Source organism: Gallaecimonas pentaromativorans (genome assembly GCF_003751625.1).
Taxonomy (GTDB): domain Bacteria; phylum Pseudomonadota; class Gammaproteobacteria; order Enterobacterales; family Gallaecimonadaceae; genus Gallaecimonas; species Gallaecimonas pentaromativorans.
This window is the reverse complement of the sequence record NZ_RJUL01000010.1, coordinates 1-16,947: the sequence shown is the minus strand read 5'-3', so window position 1 is coordinate 16,947 and position 16,947 is coordinate 1. Positions and strand designations below refer to the sequence as shown.

Genomic DNA, 16,947 nt, shown 5'->3' with positions numbered 1-16,947 from the left:
ACCATGGATTATAAAGCCACCCTTAACTTGCCGGACACGGCCTTCCCCATGCGCGGCAACCTTGCCAAGCGCGAGCCTGAAATGCTGCAAAACTGGGAGGCTGCTGGCATTTATAAGGCGATCCGTGAGGCGCGCGCCGGGCGCAGCCAGTTCATCCTTCACGATGGCCCTCCCTATGCCAACGGTGACATTCACCTAGGCCACTCGGTAAACAAAATTCTCAAGGACATCATCGTCAAGTCCAAGACCTTGGCTGGCTTTGATGCCCCTTATGTGCCGGGTTGGGACTGCCACGGCCTGCCCATCGAGCACAAAATCGAAACCCTGCACGGCAAACAGCTAGGCGGTGAGAAAACCCGCGAGTTGTCCCGCGCCTATGCCGCCGAGCAGGTCAAAGGCCAGATGGCCGGCTTTAAACGCCTGGGCGTGTTTGGCGATTGGGACAATCCCTACCTGACCATGAACTTTGCCAACGAAGCCGGCGAAATCCGCGCCCTGGCCAAGATTGTCGAAGCCGGTTTCGTGTTCAAGGGCCTCAAACCTGTCAACTGGTGCTTTGACTGTGGCTCGGCCCTCGCCGAAGCCGAAGTGGAATACCAGGACAAAAAATCTGACGCCATCGACGTGGCCTTCCCGGTTGATGACAGCGCCAAGCTGGCTGCCGCCTTTGGCCTTGAGCGCCTTGATAAGCCAGCGGCGGTGGTGATCTGGACCACCACCCCCTGGACCATCCCGGCCAACCAAGCCCTTAACGTCCACCCCGAGCACCAATACGCCCTGATCGATACCGGCGAGCGTATTCTGCTGCTGGCCGCCGAACTGGCTGAAGATTGCCTCAAGCGCTTTGGCCTCGAAGGCACGGTGCTGGCCACCACCGAAGGTGAAAAGCTCGATCACATCGCCTTTCGCCACCCGCTCTATGGCACGGCCGATTTCTACAGCCGCCTGTCACCCATTTTCCTCGCCGACTACGTGGAAATGGACGCCGGTACCGGTATCGTCCACTCTGCCCCTGCCTACGGCGAAGACGACTTTCGCAGCTGCAAAAACCAGGGCATGACCAACGACGATATCCTGAGCCCGGTGCAGGGCGACGGCCTGTACGTTGACGATCTCCCGTTCTTTGGCGGCCTGAAAATCTGGGATGCCAACCCCAAAATCGTCGAGAAGCTCAAAGAATCCGGCAACCTGCTGGACCACAAGCGCATCACCCACAGCTACATGCACTGCTGGCGCCACAAGACCCCAATTATCTACCGCGCCACCGCCCAGTGGTTCATGGGCATGGATATTGAGGGTAGTGACGGCAAGACCCTGCGCGAAACCGCCCTGGCTGCCATCGAAGACACCCAATTTGTGCCGGCCTGGGGCAAACCGCGCCTGCACAACATGATTGCCGGCCGCCCAGACTGGTGTATCTCGCGCCAGCGTAACTGGGGCGTGCCCATTCCGTTCTTCCTGCACAAAGCCAGCGGCGAGCTGCACCCCAACACCCTGGGGCTGATGGAAGACGTGGCCAAGTTGGTAGAAGAGCAGGGCATCGAAGCCTGGTTCCAACTGGACCCCAAAACCCTGCTGGGAGATGAGGCTGACCAGTACGAGAAAATTTCCGACACCCTGGACGTGTGGTTTGACTCCGGCACCACCCACTGGCACGTGCTGCGCGGCTCCCACCCCATGGGTCACCAAACCGGCCCCATTGCCGATTTGTACCTGGAAGGCTCTGACCAGCACCGTGGCTGGTTCCACTCTTCCTTGCTGACCGGCTCTGCCATCGACGGCCACGCGCCTTACAAAGCGCTGCTGACCCACGGTTTTACCGTGGATGCCCAGGGCCGCAAGATGTCTAAATCCCTGGGCAACGTGGTTGCACCCCAGAAGGTGATGGACACCTTGGGCGCCGACATCCTGCGCCTTTGGGTGGCTTCCACCAACTACAGCGCCGAGATGACCGTCTCTGACGAAATCCTCAAGCGCGCCGCCGATGCTTATCGCCGTATCCGCAACACCGGCCGCTTCCTGCTGGCCAACATGAGCGGCTTTAACCCCGAGACCGACTTGGTGGCGCTGGACGATATGGTGGCCCTGGACCGCTGGATGGTCAGCCGCGCCGCTAAGGTGCAAGAAGAGATCACCCAGGCTTACAACGACTACCAGTTCCACTTGGTATATCAAAAGCTGATGCACTTTTGCTCCATTGAGCTGGGCAGCTTCTACCTGGATGTCATCAAAGACCGCCAGTACACCGCCAAGAGCGACTCCAATGCGCGGCGCAGCTGTCAAAGCGCGCTGTACCTCATCTGCGAGGCGCTGGTGCGCTGGATGGCGCCGGTGCTGAGCTTTACCGCCCAGGAGATCTGGGAAGCCATGCCCGGCAAGCGCGGCCAGTACGTGTTTACCGCCGAATGGTTTGACGGCCTGGCCGGTGTGGATGATGTTGCCAAGCTGGGCGACGAGTTCTGGCTTGAGCTGCTGACCGTGCGTGACGAAGTGAACAAAGCCCTGGAGCTGGCCCGTAAAGACGGCCTTATCGGTGGCCCGCTGGATGCCAGTGTCACCCTTTATTGCGCCAACGAGCTTAAAGAGCGCCTGGCCGCCCTGGGTGACGAGCTGCGTTTTGCGCTGCTCACCTCCGGCGCCAAACTGGACACCGGCAGCAACGATAGCGCCTGGCAAAGCACCGAGCTGGCCGGTTTTGCAGTGCTGGTGGAAAAAGCCGAAGGCGAAAAATGCGAGCGCTGCTGGCACTACCGCCTGGATGTGGGCCAAAACCCCGCCCACCCCACCATCTGCCTGCGCTGCGTCAGCAACGTGGACGGTGAAGGTGAGGAGCGTCACTTCGTATGATGTCCAGTGGCCTTCGCTGGCTGTGGTTGACGGTGGTGGTTATCGCCGTTGATCTCGCCACCAAATACGCGGTGCTGGCCAACTTTGCGCTTTATGAGCGCAAAGTCATCACCGGCTTTTTCAATCTGGTGTATGTGCGTAACTACGGCGCCGCCTTCTCGTTTTTGAGCGATGCCGGCGGCTGGCAGCGCTGGTTCTTTACCGGCCTTGCCATTGCCATCTGCGTGGCGCTGCTGGTGTGGATGCGCCGCCTGCCGGCTAAAGACTTCCTGCAGGCAGGCGGCAGCGCGCTTATTATCGGCGGAGCCCTGGGCAACCTTTACGACCGCATGGTGCACGGTTTTGTGGTGGATTTTCTCGACTTCCACCTGGGCCAATGGAGCTGGCCGGCGTTTAACGTAGCGGATTCTGCTATCTGTGTCGGTGCCGTATTGCTGGTACTGGCCTCTTTCAAAAAAGACGACAAGGCAAAATGAGCAACTCCATCACCGCAAGCAGTGAAGTGATCATGCACTTCACCATCAAGCTCAGCGACGGCAGCGCCGCCGACAGCACTAAAATGAGCGGCAAGCCCGCCAAGTTCCGTATGGGTGACGGCAGCCTGACCGAGAATTTCGAGACCTGCCTGTTGGGCCTGACTGCCGGCGAGCAAAAAAGCTTTGTGCTGGAACCCAAAGATGCCTTTGGCGAACCGAACCCGGACAACGTCTACCATGTGGACCGGACCAAGTTTGCCGACGAGGTGCCGGAAGAGGGCGCCGTGATGCTGTTCGAACAGCCCAATGGCGCCGAAATTCCCGGCATCATCCGCGCCGTGGCCGGCGATTCGGTCACCGTCGATTTCAACCACCCCCTGGCAGGGCAGACCCTGACCTTCGAGGTGGAGATCCTGGAGGTTAACCCCTGATGCAAGTGCTCCTCGCCAACCCCCGTGGTTTTTGTGCCGGGGTAGATCGCGCCATCAGTATTGTTGAGCGGGCGCTGGAACTGTTCGGTGCGCCCATCTATGTGCGCCATGAAGTGGTGCACAACAAATACGTGGTGGGGAGCCTTCGCGACCGCGGCGCCGTGTTTGTGGACGAGCTGGTTGAGGTGCCGGATGACGCCATCGTTATCTTTAGTGCCCACGGTGTGTCCCAGGCGGTGCGTGACGAAGCCAAAGGCCGGGGCCTGCGGGTGTTCGATGCCACCTGCCCGCTGGTAACCAAGGTGCATATGGAAGTGGCCCGTGCCTCCAAAAAAGGCATGGAGACCATCCTGATTGGCCACGCCGGCCACCCGGAAGTGGAAGGCACCATGGGCCAGTACCACAGCCCGGATGGGGGGATCTACCTGGTGGAATCCCCCGCCGATGTGGCCACCCTGGCGGTAAAAGATCCCGCCAACCTGTGCTTTGTCACCCAGACCACCTTGTCGGTTGACGACACCTCTGACGTGATTGATGCGCTACGTTCACGCTGGCCTGAAATCGAAGGCCCCCGTAAGGACGATATCTGTTACGCCACCCAAAACCGCCAGGATGCGGTGCGGGCTCTGGCGCATCAGGCCGAGGTGGTGCTGGTGGTGGGTGCCAAGAACTCCTCCAACTCCAATCGCCTGCGTGAACTGGCCGAGAAGGTGGGCGCCCGCGCTTACCTTATCGACACCGCTCAGGATATCGAGCAGTCTTGGCTGGAGAGCGTTAAAGCGGTTGGGGTAACGGCAGGCGCATCAGCGCCGGAGATCTTGGTGCAGCAGGTTATTGAAAAGCTGAAAAGCTGGGGCGGCGCCGATGTGGTGGAAACCCAGGGCCGCGAAGAGAACATCGTCTTTGCGGTGCCAGCCGAATTACGCTGAACTAGGCATTGTAATTTAGCTTTATTGATATGTCGCCTTTATGGCGACATTTTTTTGCCTGGATGTTAAAGCGCTGGTAAATTAGCCGACGCATATAAGAAACATAAACCTTGCTTGCTAGGAGAAAGACAGTGTTTGAGGGAACCTGTCGTCAACGCTCCAAGGGTTTTTCACTGCTGGAAGTGCTGGTTGCACTGGTTGTATTGAGTTTCGGCATTCTTGGTGCCGTGGCCATGCAACTTGCGGCCAAGCGCGGCAGCTTTGGCGCCCTTGAACGCACCCAGGCCATGAACCTGGCTAACGACTATATCGAGCGCGCGCGTAGCAATCCGCTCACCATAGCCGCTTACGCCGGTACCATGGGCTATCAACAGAATATTGCCACCTCTTCCGGCTGCAGCCGGGCATCCACCTGTGACAGCGCCGCCCTGGCCGTTTGGGACAAATACCAATGGCACCGCGAATTGCTGGGGGGCAGCACCACCGAAGGCGGCAACAACCTTCCCCTTTTGCAAAGTGCCGTGGGCTGCGTGGCGGTCGCCAACAACATGATCACCGTGACGCTGTCTTGGCAAGGCACTGAAGCTTCAACCGACGGCGCCATTGATAACACCTGTGGCACGGCCTCTACCCGGCGGCGCCAGGTACAAGTGACGAGTGTGGTGTGGTGATGAAGCAGCGCGGTTTTTCTCTTATCGAATTGATGATTGCCATGACCCTGGGCCTGGTGATGGCGGCGGCCATCTCGGCAGTGTTCGTGGCATCAAAAAGAGGTGTGCGCTCCACCGAACAGGTGGGGGAACTTCAGGAAAACGCCAGTTTTGCTCTGCGCCTTATCAGTGAAGATTTGCGCCAGGCCAATATGCTGGGGCCGATGACCGGCACCCCGCTTATCATCAACACCAACACCGAGCTTAACGGCGTTACGGTGCAAGGCGGCAGTGACTGCCTGGGTGGCGGAGTGAACAATGCCTCTTTGCCTAGGGACACGGCCCCTGCCGGCAGCTTTTTGATGCTCTGGGGCGGTATTGCCGCCAACGGCGTGATGACCTGCCTGGGTAGCACTGCCATCAATGGCACCGATATTCTGCAAGTTAAACGCCTGGCTGGGCCCGTGGCCACCGCTGCTACCTGGCAGACCGGCAAGGTGTATCTGCTGGCCAACAATAACAACGCCCGTTTCTGGCTGGGTAGCACGGCGGCCGATTTTGCGGCGCCGCCCATTACCAACGGCGAGTATTGGCCGTATCTGCACCACGTCTATTACCTGGCTAATGAGGTGCGCGGCACAACCACGGTGCCGGTGCTGAAAAGGCGCTTTCTCAGTGCCAGTGCCAGCGACTGCTCACCGGGCGTGGCGCCTTGCATGGCCGATGAAACCCTGGTTGAAGGGGTAGAGCGTTTTCACATCCTCTACGGCATCGACACCGATGACGATGCCATGCCCAACTTCTACGCCAGCGCCGACAACGTGACCGACGCCGACTGGATAGGTTCTGATGGCCAACGGGTGGTCTCGGCGCGCATTTATGTGCTGGTACGTACCGTGCGCGAGGACAGCAACTACACCTCGGCAGTCAGTTACACCCTTGGCGATCAAGCCGCTTATACCCCGGGCGATCATTTCCGGCGGCTGCTGTTGCAGACCACGGTGACCTTGCCTAACCCTCAATACCTGCAAGTCGGTCTTTAGAGGTGCCTATGCGAAACCAGCAATCCGGTTTGGTACTTTTTGTGGCGCTGATCTTCTTGTTGATCATCACCATTCTCGGGGTGGCGCTGCTGTCTAACAGCGCCATGGATGCCAAGATGGCCGGGGCTGTCAGTGACAGAACCGACGCCCTGCAGGCCGGCAACGGGGTGTTGGGGGATGTAATGAAAAATGCCAATACCTCCAGAGCGTTTTTGCAAGACTTAACGGCCTACCCGCACCAGGTCGATACCAGCTTGACTGACAGCAGCGGCAATGCTCGCCAGGCCACGGTCGAGTTCAAACAAGAGTCCAGCTGCCCTCGCAGCCGAAACGGTAGCAGCTCCGATGTCTTTATCTGCCGCCACTTTACCGACTCGGCCGACATTACCTTTGGGCGCCACCAGTTGGGTCAGCTCGAAGTGGTAAACGGTGTTTCGCAGCCTCTTATCTCTCCCACAGGAAGCTAAAAAATGAAAAAAACATCCTTGCTTGCTGCTTTCCTGTTAACCCTGCTGGCCGCGCCCAAGGCGCCGGCAGAAGATATCGACCTTTACGTGCTGCGTAACGGCGGCCAGAGTAATTACCGGCCGCAGCTGTTGGTCATCTTCGATAACTCCGGCTCCATGGCCACCCAACTGGAAAGCGCTTTCGATACGTACGACCCGGATACCCATTACGATCCGGTAGACTCGGCGCACCAATACCAAGATGACATCATCTATTACCTGCCCAACGGGGAGGTAAGCGATAACCTTGAAGCGCCGGATTTGGCTGACTTTGACGGTAAAAAACGCCGATTTAATAAAATAGAGAACGGCTGCGCCGCCAGTTTGGCGCCGCTCGCCAAAGAGGGGCGGTATTCTGGGGTGGTCAAGTACATCAAGTACCAGGGCCAATCCGGCCAATGGCTGCCGCTGCCGGACAACTCCGGTCTCGGTAATAAGCCGGTGGTGGACTGTCTTGATGACTTCATGAATAACGATGACACCAATGCCGACGGCTATTCCGACGGCTGGCCCCGATATAACCCCAGCAAAAATGGCAATCCCTACACCAGCAATTACTGGCTCTATGGCAACAACGTGTATGCCGGTGACAGCGATTTTTGGAACTTCTACCGTAACCGCAACGGCTTTACCCTCTTTACTGCCAACTACCTGCGCTATCTGGCACAAATTGAGGCGGGTTGGTTAAGCGGGCCCAAGTCGCGGCTGGAAGTGGCCAAAGAGGCGGTTAAAGACATTATTGCCACTGCCCCTGGCGTGAACTTTGGCTTGGTGGTGTTTAACCGCAATACCAGCTCAGATACCTCCGGTGGCCGGGTAGTTCAGGCGCTGAAGCCGCGCACCGACATGAGCGATTTTGACGCCATCGTCGAAGGTCTTGGCGCCGACACCAACACCCCCCTTTGCGAAACCACTTACGAGGTGATGCGCTACTTAAGTGGCCAAAGCGTTTACTACGGATACGATGGTGGCACTATGACGCCAAGGCGTGATACCAGTGCCGAAAATGGCCACGGGGTTTATGCCTCACCCTTCGGTAGCTGCCAGGAAAAGATTTATGTGGTGATGATAACCGATGGTGAGCCCACCTCGGATTCTGATGCCAACTATGCGGTTAGCCACCTTGAGAACATCGGCAGCTCTTATACGGCAAACCGTACTACCACTTGGTTGCCGGCCCTGGCTGGCTGGATGCATGACAACGATCTCAACAGCTCCCTTGCCGGTAAGCAGAGCGTCGATTTCTATACCATCGGTTTTGCCCTGGATGACGGTGACGATGCCGAGCCTATCTTGACCGAAGCGGCGGCCAGAGGCGGCGGCAAGTATTTCTCTGCCAAAAAAGCCTCTGAGCTTAGCGGCGCCTTGCAAAAGGTGGTGGCAGAAGTGTCGACCAAATCGGCCGCTTTTACCTCACCTTCTATTGCGGCCAACAACTTTGACCGTACCCGTTCCCTCGACTCGGTGTATTACGCCATGTTCCTGCCGTCGGCGGGCCCTCATTGGCTGGGTAACATCAAGAAGTTGCATGTGACCAACGATGACGACATCGAGGACGTGAACGGTCTGTCGGCTATCACCGCATCGGGTGATATTGACGAAAACGCCACAACTTATTGGAGCTCCGATAAGGACGGTAATAAAACCGAATCTGGCGGTATCAACGAGCAATTGGTTGCCCAAGCCGCAAATGGAGGCCGCCACTTGCTGACCAATGGCAGTAGCGGCCTGGTGGCCTTGACCAAGAGCAACCTGCAAAACATTGCCGGCGGCGAAAGTGCGCTGGCGGCGGTGATGGATACCAGTGCCGATAACATTCAGAGCACCCTCGACTGGCTTTACGGCTATGACGTAGACGATGACAACGGCAATGGCAGTACCACCGATATCCGCAATGTGATCCTGGGTGACCCACTACACTCCAAGCCACTGGCCATTAACTATGGCGGTGCCAACAACACCAGCGATGTTCGCCTGCTGGTGGGTACCAACCAAGGGGCGGTTCACATGTTCAAGGATGAAGGCAATACCGCCAGTGAAAGCTGGGCCTTCTTCCCTTATCAAGAACTCTCCAAAGCTTATCCGCTGCGCGTAAACAGCGAAGACACCGGCAAGATTTACTCTATGGACGGCTCACCTTCTGCCTATGTCTATGACAAAGATGATGACGGCGTCATAGAGCCGGCTGATGGCGATAAGGTTTGGGCCTATATCGGCCAGCGCCGTGGCGGTAATGCTTACTATGGATTGGATATCAGCACCCCTGACAGCCCCTCGCTGCTGTGGCGTATTGATAACCAGACCCCGGGTTTTGGTGAGTTGGGTGACACCTGGTCGACCCCGGTTATTACCAAAATCCCCGGGCATACTGGCCCGGTGGTCATAGTAGGCGCAGGTTACGATTCGGTGAGCGACAGCGGTGACCCAACCACCGCTACCAAGGGTCGAGGCATCTACATTATTGATGCCCAAACCGGCTCACTGGTGTGGAGCGCAACCCCGGCCGATACCAGTGGCACTAACCTGCACGTGGCATTCCCGGCCTCCATTCCTAACAAAATTGCTACCCTCGACAGCGATGGCGACGGTCTGGTTGACCGCCTCTACGCCAGCGACGTAGCCGGTAATGTCTGGCGAGTGGATATGCCTTCGGCGTCGCCCTTTAGTACCAGTAAACCCTGGACGGTATACAAGTTTGCCAGCCTGGGGGGCAGCGGCAGCACCGATAGGCGCCTTTACCAGGCGCCCACCATAGTGCAAACCCAATACACCCAGACGGTGACCACCAGTTACACCGATGCCGTAGGCCAAGAGCAGCAAGTAGTGACAACCCAGGTGCTGCCTTACGATGCGGTGGTTATCGGTTCGGGTAAAAGGCCCGACCCTATGGGTACTGATGTAACAGACGAGCTATTTGCGCTTCGTGATACCAATATCGTGACCCGCTCGGTAACGACCAGTAACACCCCGACGGCGCTGACCATCAGTAATCTCTATGACATGTCCAGCCAGCCCTTTAGCAACAACTTGAGTGACACCGAGTTGCAGACCCAAGAACTGGCCCTGGGCAATGCTAACGGTTGGTATTTGACCTTGAGCCATACCGGTGAGAAGTCACTGTCGACCCCGATCGTGGTTAACGGCGTGGCCTACTTTACTACCTACACGCCGCCTGCGTCGGTGACAGACAGTTCCGAGAGCTGTCTTGCCGAAGGTATGGGCCGCTTGTATGCGCTGGATCTGCACCACGCCTTTAACGCCTACAACTGGGGCGTGGTGGAGATACCAGGCAAGCTGCCCGATACCCCGGTTATCCACGCCGGTGAAAATGCCAACGGCGACAGTGTTATCCGCATCTTCGGTATCGGACGGGTAGACACCGGCGACGGTACTGGCGAAACCAAACCGACCCTGCCGGTTAACATGTCCATGGACGCCGACCGGATCTATTACTACGTGGGTGAGAAGTGATGAGCAGCAGGGCAAAAGGCTTCACCCTGATGGAATTGATGATAGCGGTGGTGGTGGTGGGGATCATCTCGGCCATCGCTTATCCCAGTTATATCAATTACCTGGCCAAGTCGCGCCGCGCCGAGGCTCAGACCGAGCTGATGCGCCTGGCCAGCTTGGAAGAGCAGTACCGCATTGATCACCGCACCTATGTCAGCGATCTCACCAAGCTCGGCGCCAGTGGCAGTACCTATACGGTGGCCAAAGGGGCCTTTACCATCTCTGCCAATGGTGCCACCGATAGCCTGACCCTGACCGCGACGGCCTCTTCTGACCAATCCGGGAAAGATCCTGATTGCGCCGTGATGACCGTCGATGAAACCGGCAAGAAAGCGGCGAAGAACAGCAGCAATGGAGGTTCAAATGGGTGTTGGTAAATGGGCGTTGTTGCTGGTGGCGGGTTTGGCAGGTTCTGCCCGGGCTGAAGAAAACGTCGAGTACAAATGTTTTGTCGAGCTAAATGGCAAAACCCCTTTTGTGGCTCACTTTGTACTCAGCAAAACCAAGGCCAAGTCCTTGGCCTTTTCGTTGCCTTACACCAAGCTTCATATGGCTGGCTCACCCATGGTGAGCAAAGTGCACGAATGCGTTGAAGCCAGCCAAAGCTTTTCTTCCAATGCGGCACGCAAGCAGGAAAAAGAGCAGGTCTTTTAAGTGCAGGAGATGGGGTTGCCGTTGAGGTCGTCGCGTTTACCGTTGTGGTCGTCGTCCTCGGCAACCCGGCTGCGCCCGGTCTTGGTTACGATAACCCCGTTGTAAAGGCCGCTGTCGTCCCCTTCGCAAATACGGATGGTGCCGGCGTTGGTCGTCAGCATGCCATCGGCCCCGAAGCGGATGCTGGTTTGGGCATACACCCGCTGGTAGCTCACCGCTTCCAGTGTCAGCAATACCTCTTCATCATTCCCTTTACTGCCATTGCCGTCACTGTCGACAAAGGCACTCAGCTCACCACTCCAATTGTTGGAACAGGCGCCATTGACCAACGGGCAAACAATGACCGGCATCTGGTAGTTAAGGGCGTGATGGCGGGCCGTGACCAGCATCGATTGCAGTTGGCTGGCGTCGGAACCCAGTTGGTTGTCCCTGAAAAAGCGGCTGAGTGACGGGTAACTGATGGTGACCAGAATACCGGCTACCACCAGCGTTACCATCAGCTCGACAAGCGTGAATCCTCTTTCCCTCATGAAGTGCCTCTGATTATCTGTATTGGCAGCTTCATGTTAACAAAAGGTGGCCCTCACGCGCCTAGTTTTTCCAACAGCTGGCGGGCAGACGATTGTCGCTTTGGTCGACGGTCAGGGTGGTGCAGTTGGTGTCAGCTTGCTGGCTGCCCGTGGCCACCGCCTGCAAGGTATAGGTGGAAACCCCCACATTGGATACGGTAACGGTGTAGTGCTTGCTGGTTAGGCCGCCTAATTGCGCCAGGGTAGCAAAGGCGTTGTTTTTCACCCGATAGCTCTCCTGAGACAACTGCAATTTGAGTAATTCGCCTTCGATATCGGTGCGGTTGGCTTCAAGAACATAACGCTGATAACTGGGGTAGGCGATACCTGCCAAGATGGCCAAAATCGCGATGACGATCATCAATTCCAACAATGTCACACCCAGCATTCTCTTCATCAGTTGTCCCTTAAAGGCTCGACTATACTCTGTGAAAAAACTATAGGTCACAACCGGGAGACGAGCGGTGAAACACGCTGACAGACAACCGGGATTTACCTTGCTTGAATTGCTTATCACCATTGTGTTGCTAGGGATCCTGGCCAGTATTGCCGTGCCTTCCTTTAAGTCCGTTATTAAACAGAGGCAACTGGCACAGGCGGCCGAAACCTTGAGAACACAATTGCTGCTGGGTAAAAGTGAGGCGATCCGGCTTAATAAAGATCTGCGCTTTTTCCTGTCGGCACATTCCACCTCCGCCGATGCCCCTTGGTGTGCCGGGGTAACCAGTGCCAGCATCACCGATGGCGATGATTGTGACTGCGCTTTTTTTCTCGGCAATGCGGTCAGCTCTGGCCAATGCACATTGGACGGCAGCACGGCACGGGCTGTGCTGCCGCCAGATCTCAAAGGCGTAAAAGTCTACGCCAGCCCTTCGGATAACCTCTTTGTGCTCAACGCCCGCAATCGCGGCGCGGAAGCGGGCAACATTTGTGTCGTCGAGGATGACGACGCCAGCCAGGGCCGCTGCATCACTATCTCTTCCTTCGGCAAGATTGCCATCGTCGACAACATCGGGAGCTGCTCCTCATGCCCCTGACTTCAAGAATGCGGCAAACCGGTATGACGCTGGTCGAGTTGATGGTTGCCATGTCCATGGGACTGGTGGTCATCTTGGCGGCGACAACCCTTTTCTCGGCTACCGTGGGAGCCAGTTCCATCTCGGCGCGGATGACGGTACTGCGTAGCGATCTGAACATCGTCGCCAACATGATCACCTCTGATCTGCGCCGTGCTGGCTATACCGCCAATGCCACTGATACCTTTGGGAAAGTAGCCTGCACCAGCGACTACGAAACCAACTGTCCCTTTGCCTTTAAAGCCAGCCGAGACATCACCAGCAGCTGCGTGGTGGCGCGGATGGACAGCAATGACAACGGCACCTTGGACGTCAACAAAGACGAGGTAAGGGGCTATCTATTTAACAATCAGATGGTGCACTTTGTCACCAGTTGGAACGGTGCGCCGGGGTGCAGCGCCGTCAATACCAAAGAGGCCATGGCCCTGCCTGACGACCTCACGGTTAATGCGCTCACCTTCACTTATCAGTCCGGCGCCACTGGTACCGGTATCCGCTCGGTGCTGGTCTCCATTAGTGGCTACAACGGCAGAACCCCAGAGCTGAAGATGACCATCAGCCAGGAAGTGAGGCTGCGCAATGACGACATCTAATTCTCGCGGCTTTGTGACCTTAACCATCACCCTCATCATCATGGTGATGGCGGTTGGGGTTGCGGTGTTTACCGCCCGCAACAAGGTGACCGAGAACCGTATTCTGCTTAACGAAATTCGCCATGAGCAGGCCTTTGAAGCGGCTGAAAGTGGCCTGGAATACGCTCTTGCCAGGCTACGCAAAGACGCAACAGTTGGGGCGCTTGGTTTTACCCTGACCAACGCCAACGTTTCGGGCGCGCAGACGACCTTCTCGGTAACCTCGGTGGAAGATTCGGTCGCGTTCACCAGCACTTCGGGGGAAAGCGTGATTTACCCCATCGCCCGCCTTACGGCTAGCGGCAACTCTCAGGACAATTCCACCACCGAGACCCATCTTGAGACGGTGGTCGTCACCCCCATCGTCACCGTAGGGCCAACGTCGCCGCTGACAGTGGGGGGCAACATGACGGTTGGCGGCTCTTTTAGCGTGGCTGCCAACCCCAATGGCAGCGGCCGTGGCGTGCCGGTGTCCATTTGGATGAAAGAACCGGTGGATTTAAGCGGCAGCGTTAAAACCTGTGGCCAGCAGGAGTGGAATGGCGGGGATTGCACCTCGGCCATCTATTCCTCCAAGAATAATCCCGGTATCGATATCGTCGATAACGACCCCAGCTTCCCCAGCGATTTGTTTGCCTACGTGTTCGGTTACAGCAGCTCTAATTGGCAGGATGTGAAAAGCGATGCTTCTTACCTCCTGACCAGTTGCAGCAGCCTAACCGGCAGCGAAACAGGGCTTATCGTGGTCGAGGGCGATTGCGATCTTAAAGTGAATATCGGTTCGCAAACCAACCCTGCGCTGATCCTAGTGGTGGACGGCGATTTGACACTCAACGCCAACAAAAATTACTACGGGGTGATTTTCAGCTTTCATACCGACCCCAGCGTCAGCACTAGCTTGAAGGCCAACGGCACCGCTGAAATGAACGGTGCTTTGCTCGCCAACCACGACGTAGACATTTCCTCAGGTACCTTTGGTGTCCGTTTTGACGAACTGGCACTGGGCAATATTAAAACCGGCAGTGCCTTCCAACGGGTTTGGCGCCTGCCCGGCAGCTGGAGAGACTGGCAATGAACGGGCGTAATCGCGGTTTTGGGCTTATAGAAGTGATGGTGGCCATTGCGGTCATTGGTATCGGCGTCACCGGCCTGGTGGTATTGCAAAAGACCTTCTTGCGCAGCAGCAGTGAAAACATGAATCGCAGTGTGGCCATGGAGCTGGCCAAGTCGAAATTGGAAGACTTCCGGCGTTTTGACGATGTGGTGTCGGGTACCGCCAACTATGTGGATATTGTCAGTGGCAATGACACGGTGGCGGTTGGCGGACAAAACTACAGTCGCACTTGGGGCATTACCGATCTTTACTACGATAAGAGCACCAACAGCTGGTCTACTGTGATGCCCAATGGCGCCGTGTCATCCGACCAAAAACTGGTAGCCATAAACGTCAGTTGGAGCAATGTCGATGGCACTGAATCGGTAGCCCTCAATTCATCCCTATCTGCCAGCTCTACCGCAGAGAAAAAGCAATCGCTGGACCCAACCCCCAGCTCGGCCGGCCCTCAGGTTACTTACACACCTGGGCAAGCACCCGATGTTATCGCCCTGAACCTTAATACCGCTGGCCAGGGCAACAAGCGAGAAACCAGCAAACCCTTGCCGGAGGTCATCAAGCAGGGCAACAGCACTCTGGTCAAGTTCGATACCGTGACTTACAAACCGAACAGCACCACGCTGATACGAGAAGACTTTGCCACTATTAACTGCGAGTGTTCATTGCTGGGCAGCACGGCCCTGGCCTACACGCCGTTTCGCTCCAAACCTGACCTCAACAGCGACGGCAGTGTCAACGAACACCAAGTGATAGTGGAAGACGGTACGCTGCTGAGCAAAAGCTCTGGCACACCCTCTACCAACAACGCATCCAGTTATTGCACCGTGTGCTGCGCCAACCACTTCGATGCTGCCAGTGGCAGCTATCCAGGCTTTGATCCAGACCGGACTCCCCCCCATTCCCATTACCGCTTTAACACCACCAGCTATAACACCTTCAACGCTTCGACCTTCAGTGGCTCAGATTTTGCCTTGGCAACCAGTGGTAAATACCTGGAAGCCTGCCGTTTGCTGCGGGTGGATGGCCTTTACCGCGTTACCCAGGACTGGCGTCTGATTGACTTGGTAATGATGCGTAAAGATTGGTTGGAAAGTGCCGCCAATCAAACGTCTTACCAGACCTATGTGCTCGCCAAGGTTAAGGATTTTATTACCGGTAGCAGTACTGCTGACAGAAATAGCCTGCGAGACACGGTTTCGCCCGATGGGCTTCTTATCAGTGGCTCCGGGGTAACGCAACTGATGGCCAGGGGGATTTATGTGGATTACCTGGACGCGCAAGATATCTCTTACCTGAGCTCAATAATCAATGGTAGCGACAGCGACTGGCCGTCACTGGTGCCATTTTACGACGTGAACCTGACATTGCTGGCGGATTGGAAGATACCCTCCGGCAGCGGATTGTCGGTTACCAATGAAAGCATTCAGTCGGTGGATTCCGACCCTGGCTCCGATTACTACGGCACCTATAGCCGCGGTGCTCTGACTGTTGCCAACAGCTCCAACGGCAGCGTTGCGGTGAGGGCCAGGAAGGGTAACACTGGCATTACCGGCTCTTTGCCGACCGATGTAACTGATGCCACTCAATATCTTGAAGACAGTCTGGTAGTCTCGCTATCCGGCGCTTCCAGCGCCGTCAAAGGCAGTTTGGTGTGCAGAGTGATGAAAAGCAGCGGTAACGCCACCACTGATTGCGACAACAGCATTCCCGAGGCCGCCACCATTGTGGCAACCAACAGTGCTACTGGCGCGGCGGATCCGGACATTCAATGTTCGGTGGTGAGCGCTGGCGGCAACAACGCCAAGCCTGCATACAGCTGCACCGGTTTTAGTAGCAGTTGGGTGGGCCAGCTTAACTTCAGCTACACCGGCTTTACCTTCAAACCGACCAGCGTGCCTTTAAACATCGCTACCCAGGCCGATGCCAATGGCATTGTGGCCGGTGGAACCGTTACCATGTGTTCGGCGCAGGTGGTTGCCAATAACAAGTGCAACTGATGTTGTTGCTATGCCTGCAGAGCCGTTATGCTGACTAAAAGCGATTTAGGTATCGGGTATATCGATGAAAAAAATTGAAGCCATTATCAAGCCTTTCAAACTGGACGATGTTCGCGAGGCGCTGGCGGAAGTGGGCGTCAATGGCATGACGGTTTGTGAAGTAAAGGGTTTTGGCCGCCAGAAAGGGCATACCGAGCTTTATCGTGGCGCCGAGTACATGGTGGACTTTCTGCCGAAAGTGAAAGTGGAGCTTATTGTGCAAGACGATGAGCTTGAGCGCTGCATTGATGCCATCATGCAGACGGCGCAGACCGGCAAGATCGGTGACGGTAAGATCTTCGTGACTGATGTAGTTCGGGTTATCCGGATCCGAACCGGCGAAGAGAACGAAGAAGCGATATAAAAAAAGCGGCCATCAGGCTAATGCCAGTCAGTTAAGCTGACTGGCATTTTTTCTTTCTCGCTGGATACTTGCTGTATTTTGGCCGGATGCAGCGTGGATATGACCGGTCT

At 56.6% G+C, this 16,947-nt stretch carries 17 protein-coding genes; 15 read left to right on the top strand and 2 right to left on the bottom strand.

Annotation, left to right across the window (positions count from 1 at the left end; all coding sequences use genetic code 11):
* The first annotated feature begins 3 nt into the window (after positions 1 to 3).
* The 10 genes from ileS (at position 4) to EDC28_RS16435 (ending at position 11,046) form a co-directional block, all read left to right on the top strand.
* Positions 4 to 2,847, top strand: a complete 2,844-nt coding sequence (gene ileS / locus EDC28_RS16480; protein ID WP_123422415.1) for an isoleucine--tRNA ligase — start codon at positions 4 to 6, stop codon at positions 2,845 to 2,847.
* On the top strand, positions 2,844 to 3,323 hold the full coding sequence (gene lspA / locus EDC28_RS16475) for a signal peptidase II (protein WP_050659828.1): 480 nt from the start codon (positions 2,844 to 2,846) through the stop codon (positions 3,321 to 3,323). The genes ileS and lspA overlap by 4 nt, the downstream gene beginning before the upstream one ends.
* Positions 3,320 to 3,754, top strand: coding sequence for an FKBP-type peptidyl-prolyl cis-trans isomerase (gene fkpB, locus EDC28_RS16470; RefSeq protein ID WP_050659827.1), 435 nt, complete (start codon positions 3,320 to 3,322; stop codon positions 3,752 to 3,754). The genes lspA and fkpB overlap by 4 nt, the downstream gene beginning before the upstream one ends.
* A complete protein-coding gene (gene ispH / locus EDC28_RS16465; RefSeq protein WP_050659826.1) occupies positions 3,754 to 4,683 on the top strand; it encodes a 4-hydroxy-3-methylbut-2-enyl diphosphate reductase in 930 nt (309 codons plus the stop codon). Before fkpB ends, ispH begins: the two co-directional genes overlap by 1 nt.
* A 131-nt stretch (positions 4,684 to 4,814) precedes the next feature.
* On the top strand, positions 4,815 to 5,354 hold the full coding sequence (pilV, locus tag EDC28_RS16460) for a type IV pilus modification protein PilV (RefSeq protein WP_170164157.1): 540 nt from the start codon (positions 4,815 to 4,817) through the stop codon (positions 5,352 to 5,354).
* Positions 5,354 to 6,376, top strand: a complete 1,023-nt coding sequence (locus EDC28_RS16455; protein WP_123422338.1) for a PilW family protein — start codon at positions 5,354 to 5,356, stop codon at positions 6,374 to 6,376. Before pilV ends, EDC28_RS16455 begins: the two co-directional genes overlap by 1 nt.
* Positions 6,377 to 6,384: 8 nt before the next feature.
* A complete protein-coding gene (locus tag EDC28_RS16450; RefSeq protein ID WP_050659823.1) occupies positions 6,385 to 6,843 on the top strand; it encodes a PilX N-terminal domain-containing pilus assembly protein in 459 nt (152 codons plus the stop codon).
* Positions 6,844 to 6,846: 3 nt separating this feature from the next.
* Positions 6,847 to 10,353: a pilus assembly protein gene (locus EDC28_RS16445; protein WP_123422337.1), complete on the top strand. Its 3,507-nt coding sequence runs from the start codon at positions 6,847 to 6,849 to the stop codon at positions 10,351 to 10,353.
* A complete protein-coding gene (locus EDC28_RS16440; RefSeq protein WP_123422336.1) occupies positions 10,353 to 10,769 on the top strand; it encodes a type IV pilin protein in 417 nt (138 codons plus the stop codon). The genes EDC28_RS16445 and EDC28_RS16440 overlap by 1 nt, the downstream gene beginning before the upstream one ends.
* A complete protein-coding gene (locus EDC28_RS16435) occupies positions 10,756 to 11,046 on the top strand; it encodes a TapY2 family type IVa secretion system protein (RefSeq protein WP_123422335.1) in 291 nt (96 codons plus the stop codon). The genes EDC28_RS16440 and EDC28_RS16435 overlap by 14 nt, the downstream gene beginning before the upstream one ends.
* Here the strand turns inward: EDC28_RS16435 and EDC28_RS16430 are convergent.
* Positions 11,043 to 11,576 carry a GspH/FimT family pseudopilin gene (locus tag EDC28_RS16430; protein WP_083445945.1) on the bottom strand — a complete coding sequence of 178 codons (534 nt, stop codon included), beginning with the start codon at positions 11,574 to 11,576 and terminating at the stop codon, positions 11,043 to 11,045. The two genes, EDC28_RS16435 and EDC28_RS16430, sit on opposite strands and share 4 nt — an antisense overlap.
* Positions 11,577 to 11,637: 61 nt before the next feature.
* Positions 11,638 to 12,012, bottom strand: a complete 375-nt coding sequence (locus tag EDC28_RS16425) for a type IV pilin protein (protein ID WP_050659818.1) — start codon at positions 12,010 to 12,012, stop codon at positions 11,638 to 11,640.
* 67 nt (positions 12,013 to 12,079) lie between these two features.
* On the opposite strand from EDC28_RS16425, the gene EDC28_RS16420 reads away from it, so the two are divergent.
* From EDC28_RS16420 to glnB, 5 genes are all read left to right on the top strand, one after another.
* The gene (locus tag EDC28_RS16420) at positions 12,080 to 12,652 is read left to right on the top strand and encodes a GspH/FimT family pseudopilin (protein ID WP_083445938.1); all 573 of its coding nucleotides are present in this window, start codon (positions 12,080 to 12,082) and stop codon (positions 12,650 to 12,652) included.
* Positions 12,643 to 13,284, top strand: coding sequence for a prepilin-type N-terminal cleavage/methylation domain-containing protein (locus EDC28_RS16415; protein ID WP_123422334.1), 642 nt, complete (start codon positions 12,643 to 12,645; stop codon positions 13,282 to 13,284). Before EDC28_RS16420 ends, EDC28_RS16415 begins: the two co-directional genes overlap by 10 nt.
* Positions 13,271 to 14,398 (top strand): pilus assembly PilX family protein, encoded by a 1,128-nt coding sequence (locus EDC28_RS16410; RefSeq protein WP_123422333.1) that lies wholly within the window; start codon positions 13,271 to 13,273, stop codon positions 14,396 to 14,398. The genes EDC28_RS16415 and EDC28_RS16410 overlap by 14 nt, the downstream gene beginning before the upstream one ends.
* Positions 14,395 to 16,434, top strand: a complete 2,040-nt coding sequence (locus EDC28_RS16405; protein ID WP_123422332.1) for a prepilin-type N-terminal cleavage/methylation domain-containing protein — start codon at positions 14,395 to 14,397, stop codon at positions 16,432 to 16,434. Before EDC28_RS16410 ends, EDC28_RS16405 begins: the two co-directional genes overlap by 4 nt.
* A gap of 64 nt (positions 16,435 to 16,498) precedes the next feature.
* A complete protein-coding gene (gene glnB / locus EDC28_RS16400) occupies positions 16,499 to 16,837 on the top strand; it encodes a nitrogen regulatory protein P-II (RefSeq protein WP_050659813.1) in 339 nt (112 codons plus the stop codon).
* The last annotated feature ends 110 nt before the right edge of the window (positions 16,838 to 16,947 follow it).

Excerpts from the sequence above, each read along its gene's own strand:
- ileS (WP_123422415.1), top strand. The coding sequence starts at position 4 with ATGGATTATAAAGCCACCCTTAACTTGCCGGACACGGCCTTCCCCATG.
- lspA (WP_050659828.1), top strand. The coding sequence starts at position 2,844 with ATGATGTCCAGTGGCCTTCGCTGGCTGTGGTTGACGGTGGTGGTTATC.
- fkpB (WP_050659827.1), top strand. The coding sequence starts at position 3,320 with ATGAGCAACTCCATCACCGCAAGCAGTGAAGTGATCATGCACTTCACC.
- ispH (WP_050659826.1), top strand. The coding sequence starts at position 3,754 with ATGCAAGTGCTCCTCGCCAACCCCCGTGGTTTTTGTGCCGGGGTAGAT.
- EDC28_RS16455 (WP_123422338.1), top strand. The coding sequence starts at position 5,354 with ATGAAGCAGCGCGGTTTTTCTCTTATCGAATTGATGATTGCCATGACC.
- EDC28_RS16450 (WP_050659823.1), top strand. The coding sequence starts at position 6,385 with ATGCGAAACCAGCAATCCGGTTTGGTACTTTTTGTGGCGCTGATCTTC.
- EDC28_RS16445 (WP_123422337.1), top strand. The coding sequence starts at position 6,847 with ATGAAAAAAACATCCTTGCTTGCTGCTTTCCTGTTAACCCTGCTGGCC.
- EDC28_RS16440 (WP_123422336.1), top strand. The coding sequence starts at position 10,353 with ATGAGCAGCAGGGCAAAAGGCTTCACCCTGATGGAATTGATGATAGCG.
- EDC28_RS16435 (WP_123422335.1), top strand. The coding sequence starts at position 10,756 with ATGGGTGTTGGTAAATGGGCGTTGTTGCTGGTGGCGGGTTTGGCAGGT.
- EDC28_RS16430 (WP_083445945.1), bottom strand. The coding sequence starts at position 11,576 with ATGAGGGAAAGAGGATTCACGCTTGTCGAGCTGATGGTAACGCTGGTG.
- EDC28_RS16425 (WP_050659818.1), bottom strand. The coding sequence starts at position 12,012 with ATGAAGAGAATGCTGGGTGTGACATTGTTGGAATTGATGATCGTCATC.
- EDC28_RS16415 (WP_123422334.1), top strand. The coding sequence starts at position 12,643 with ATGCCCCTGACTTCAAGAATGCGGCAAACCGGTATGACGCTGGTCGAG.
- EDC28_RS16410 (WP_123422333.1), top strand. The coding sequence starts at position 13,271 with ATGACGACATCTAATTCTCGCGGCTTTGTGACCTTAACCATCACCCTC.
- EDC28_RS16405 (WP_123422332.1), top strand. The coding sequence starts at position 14,395 with ATGAACGGGCGTAATCGCGGTTTTGGGCTTATAGAAGTGATGGTGGCC.
- glnB (WP_050659813.1), top strand. The coding sequence starts at position 16,499 with ATGAAAAAAATTGAAGCCATTATCAAGCCTTTCAAACTGGACGATGTT.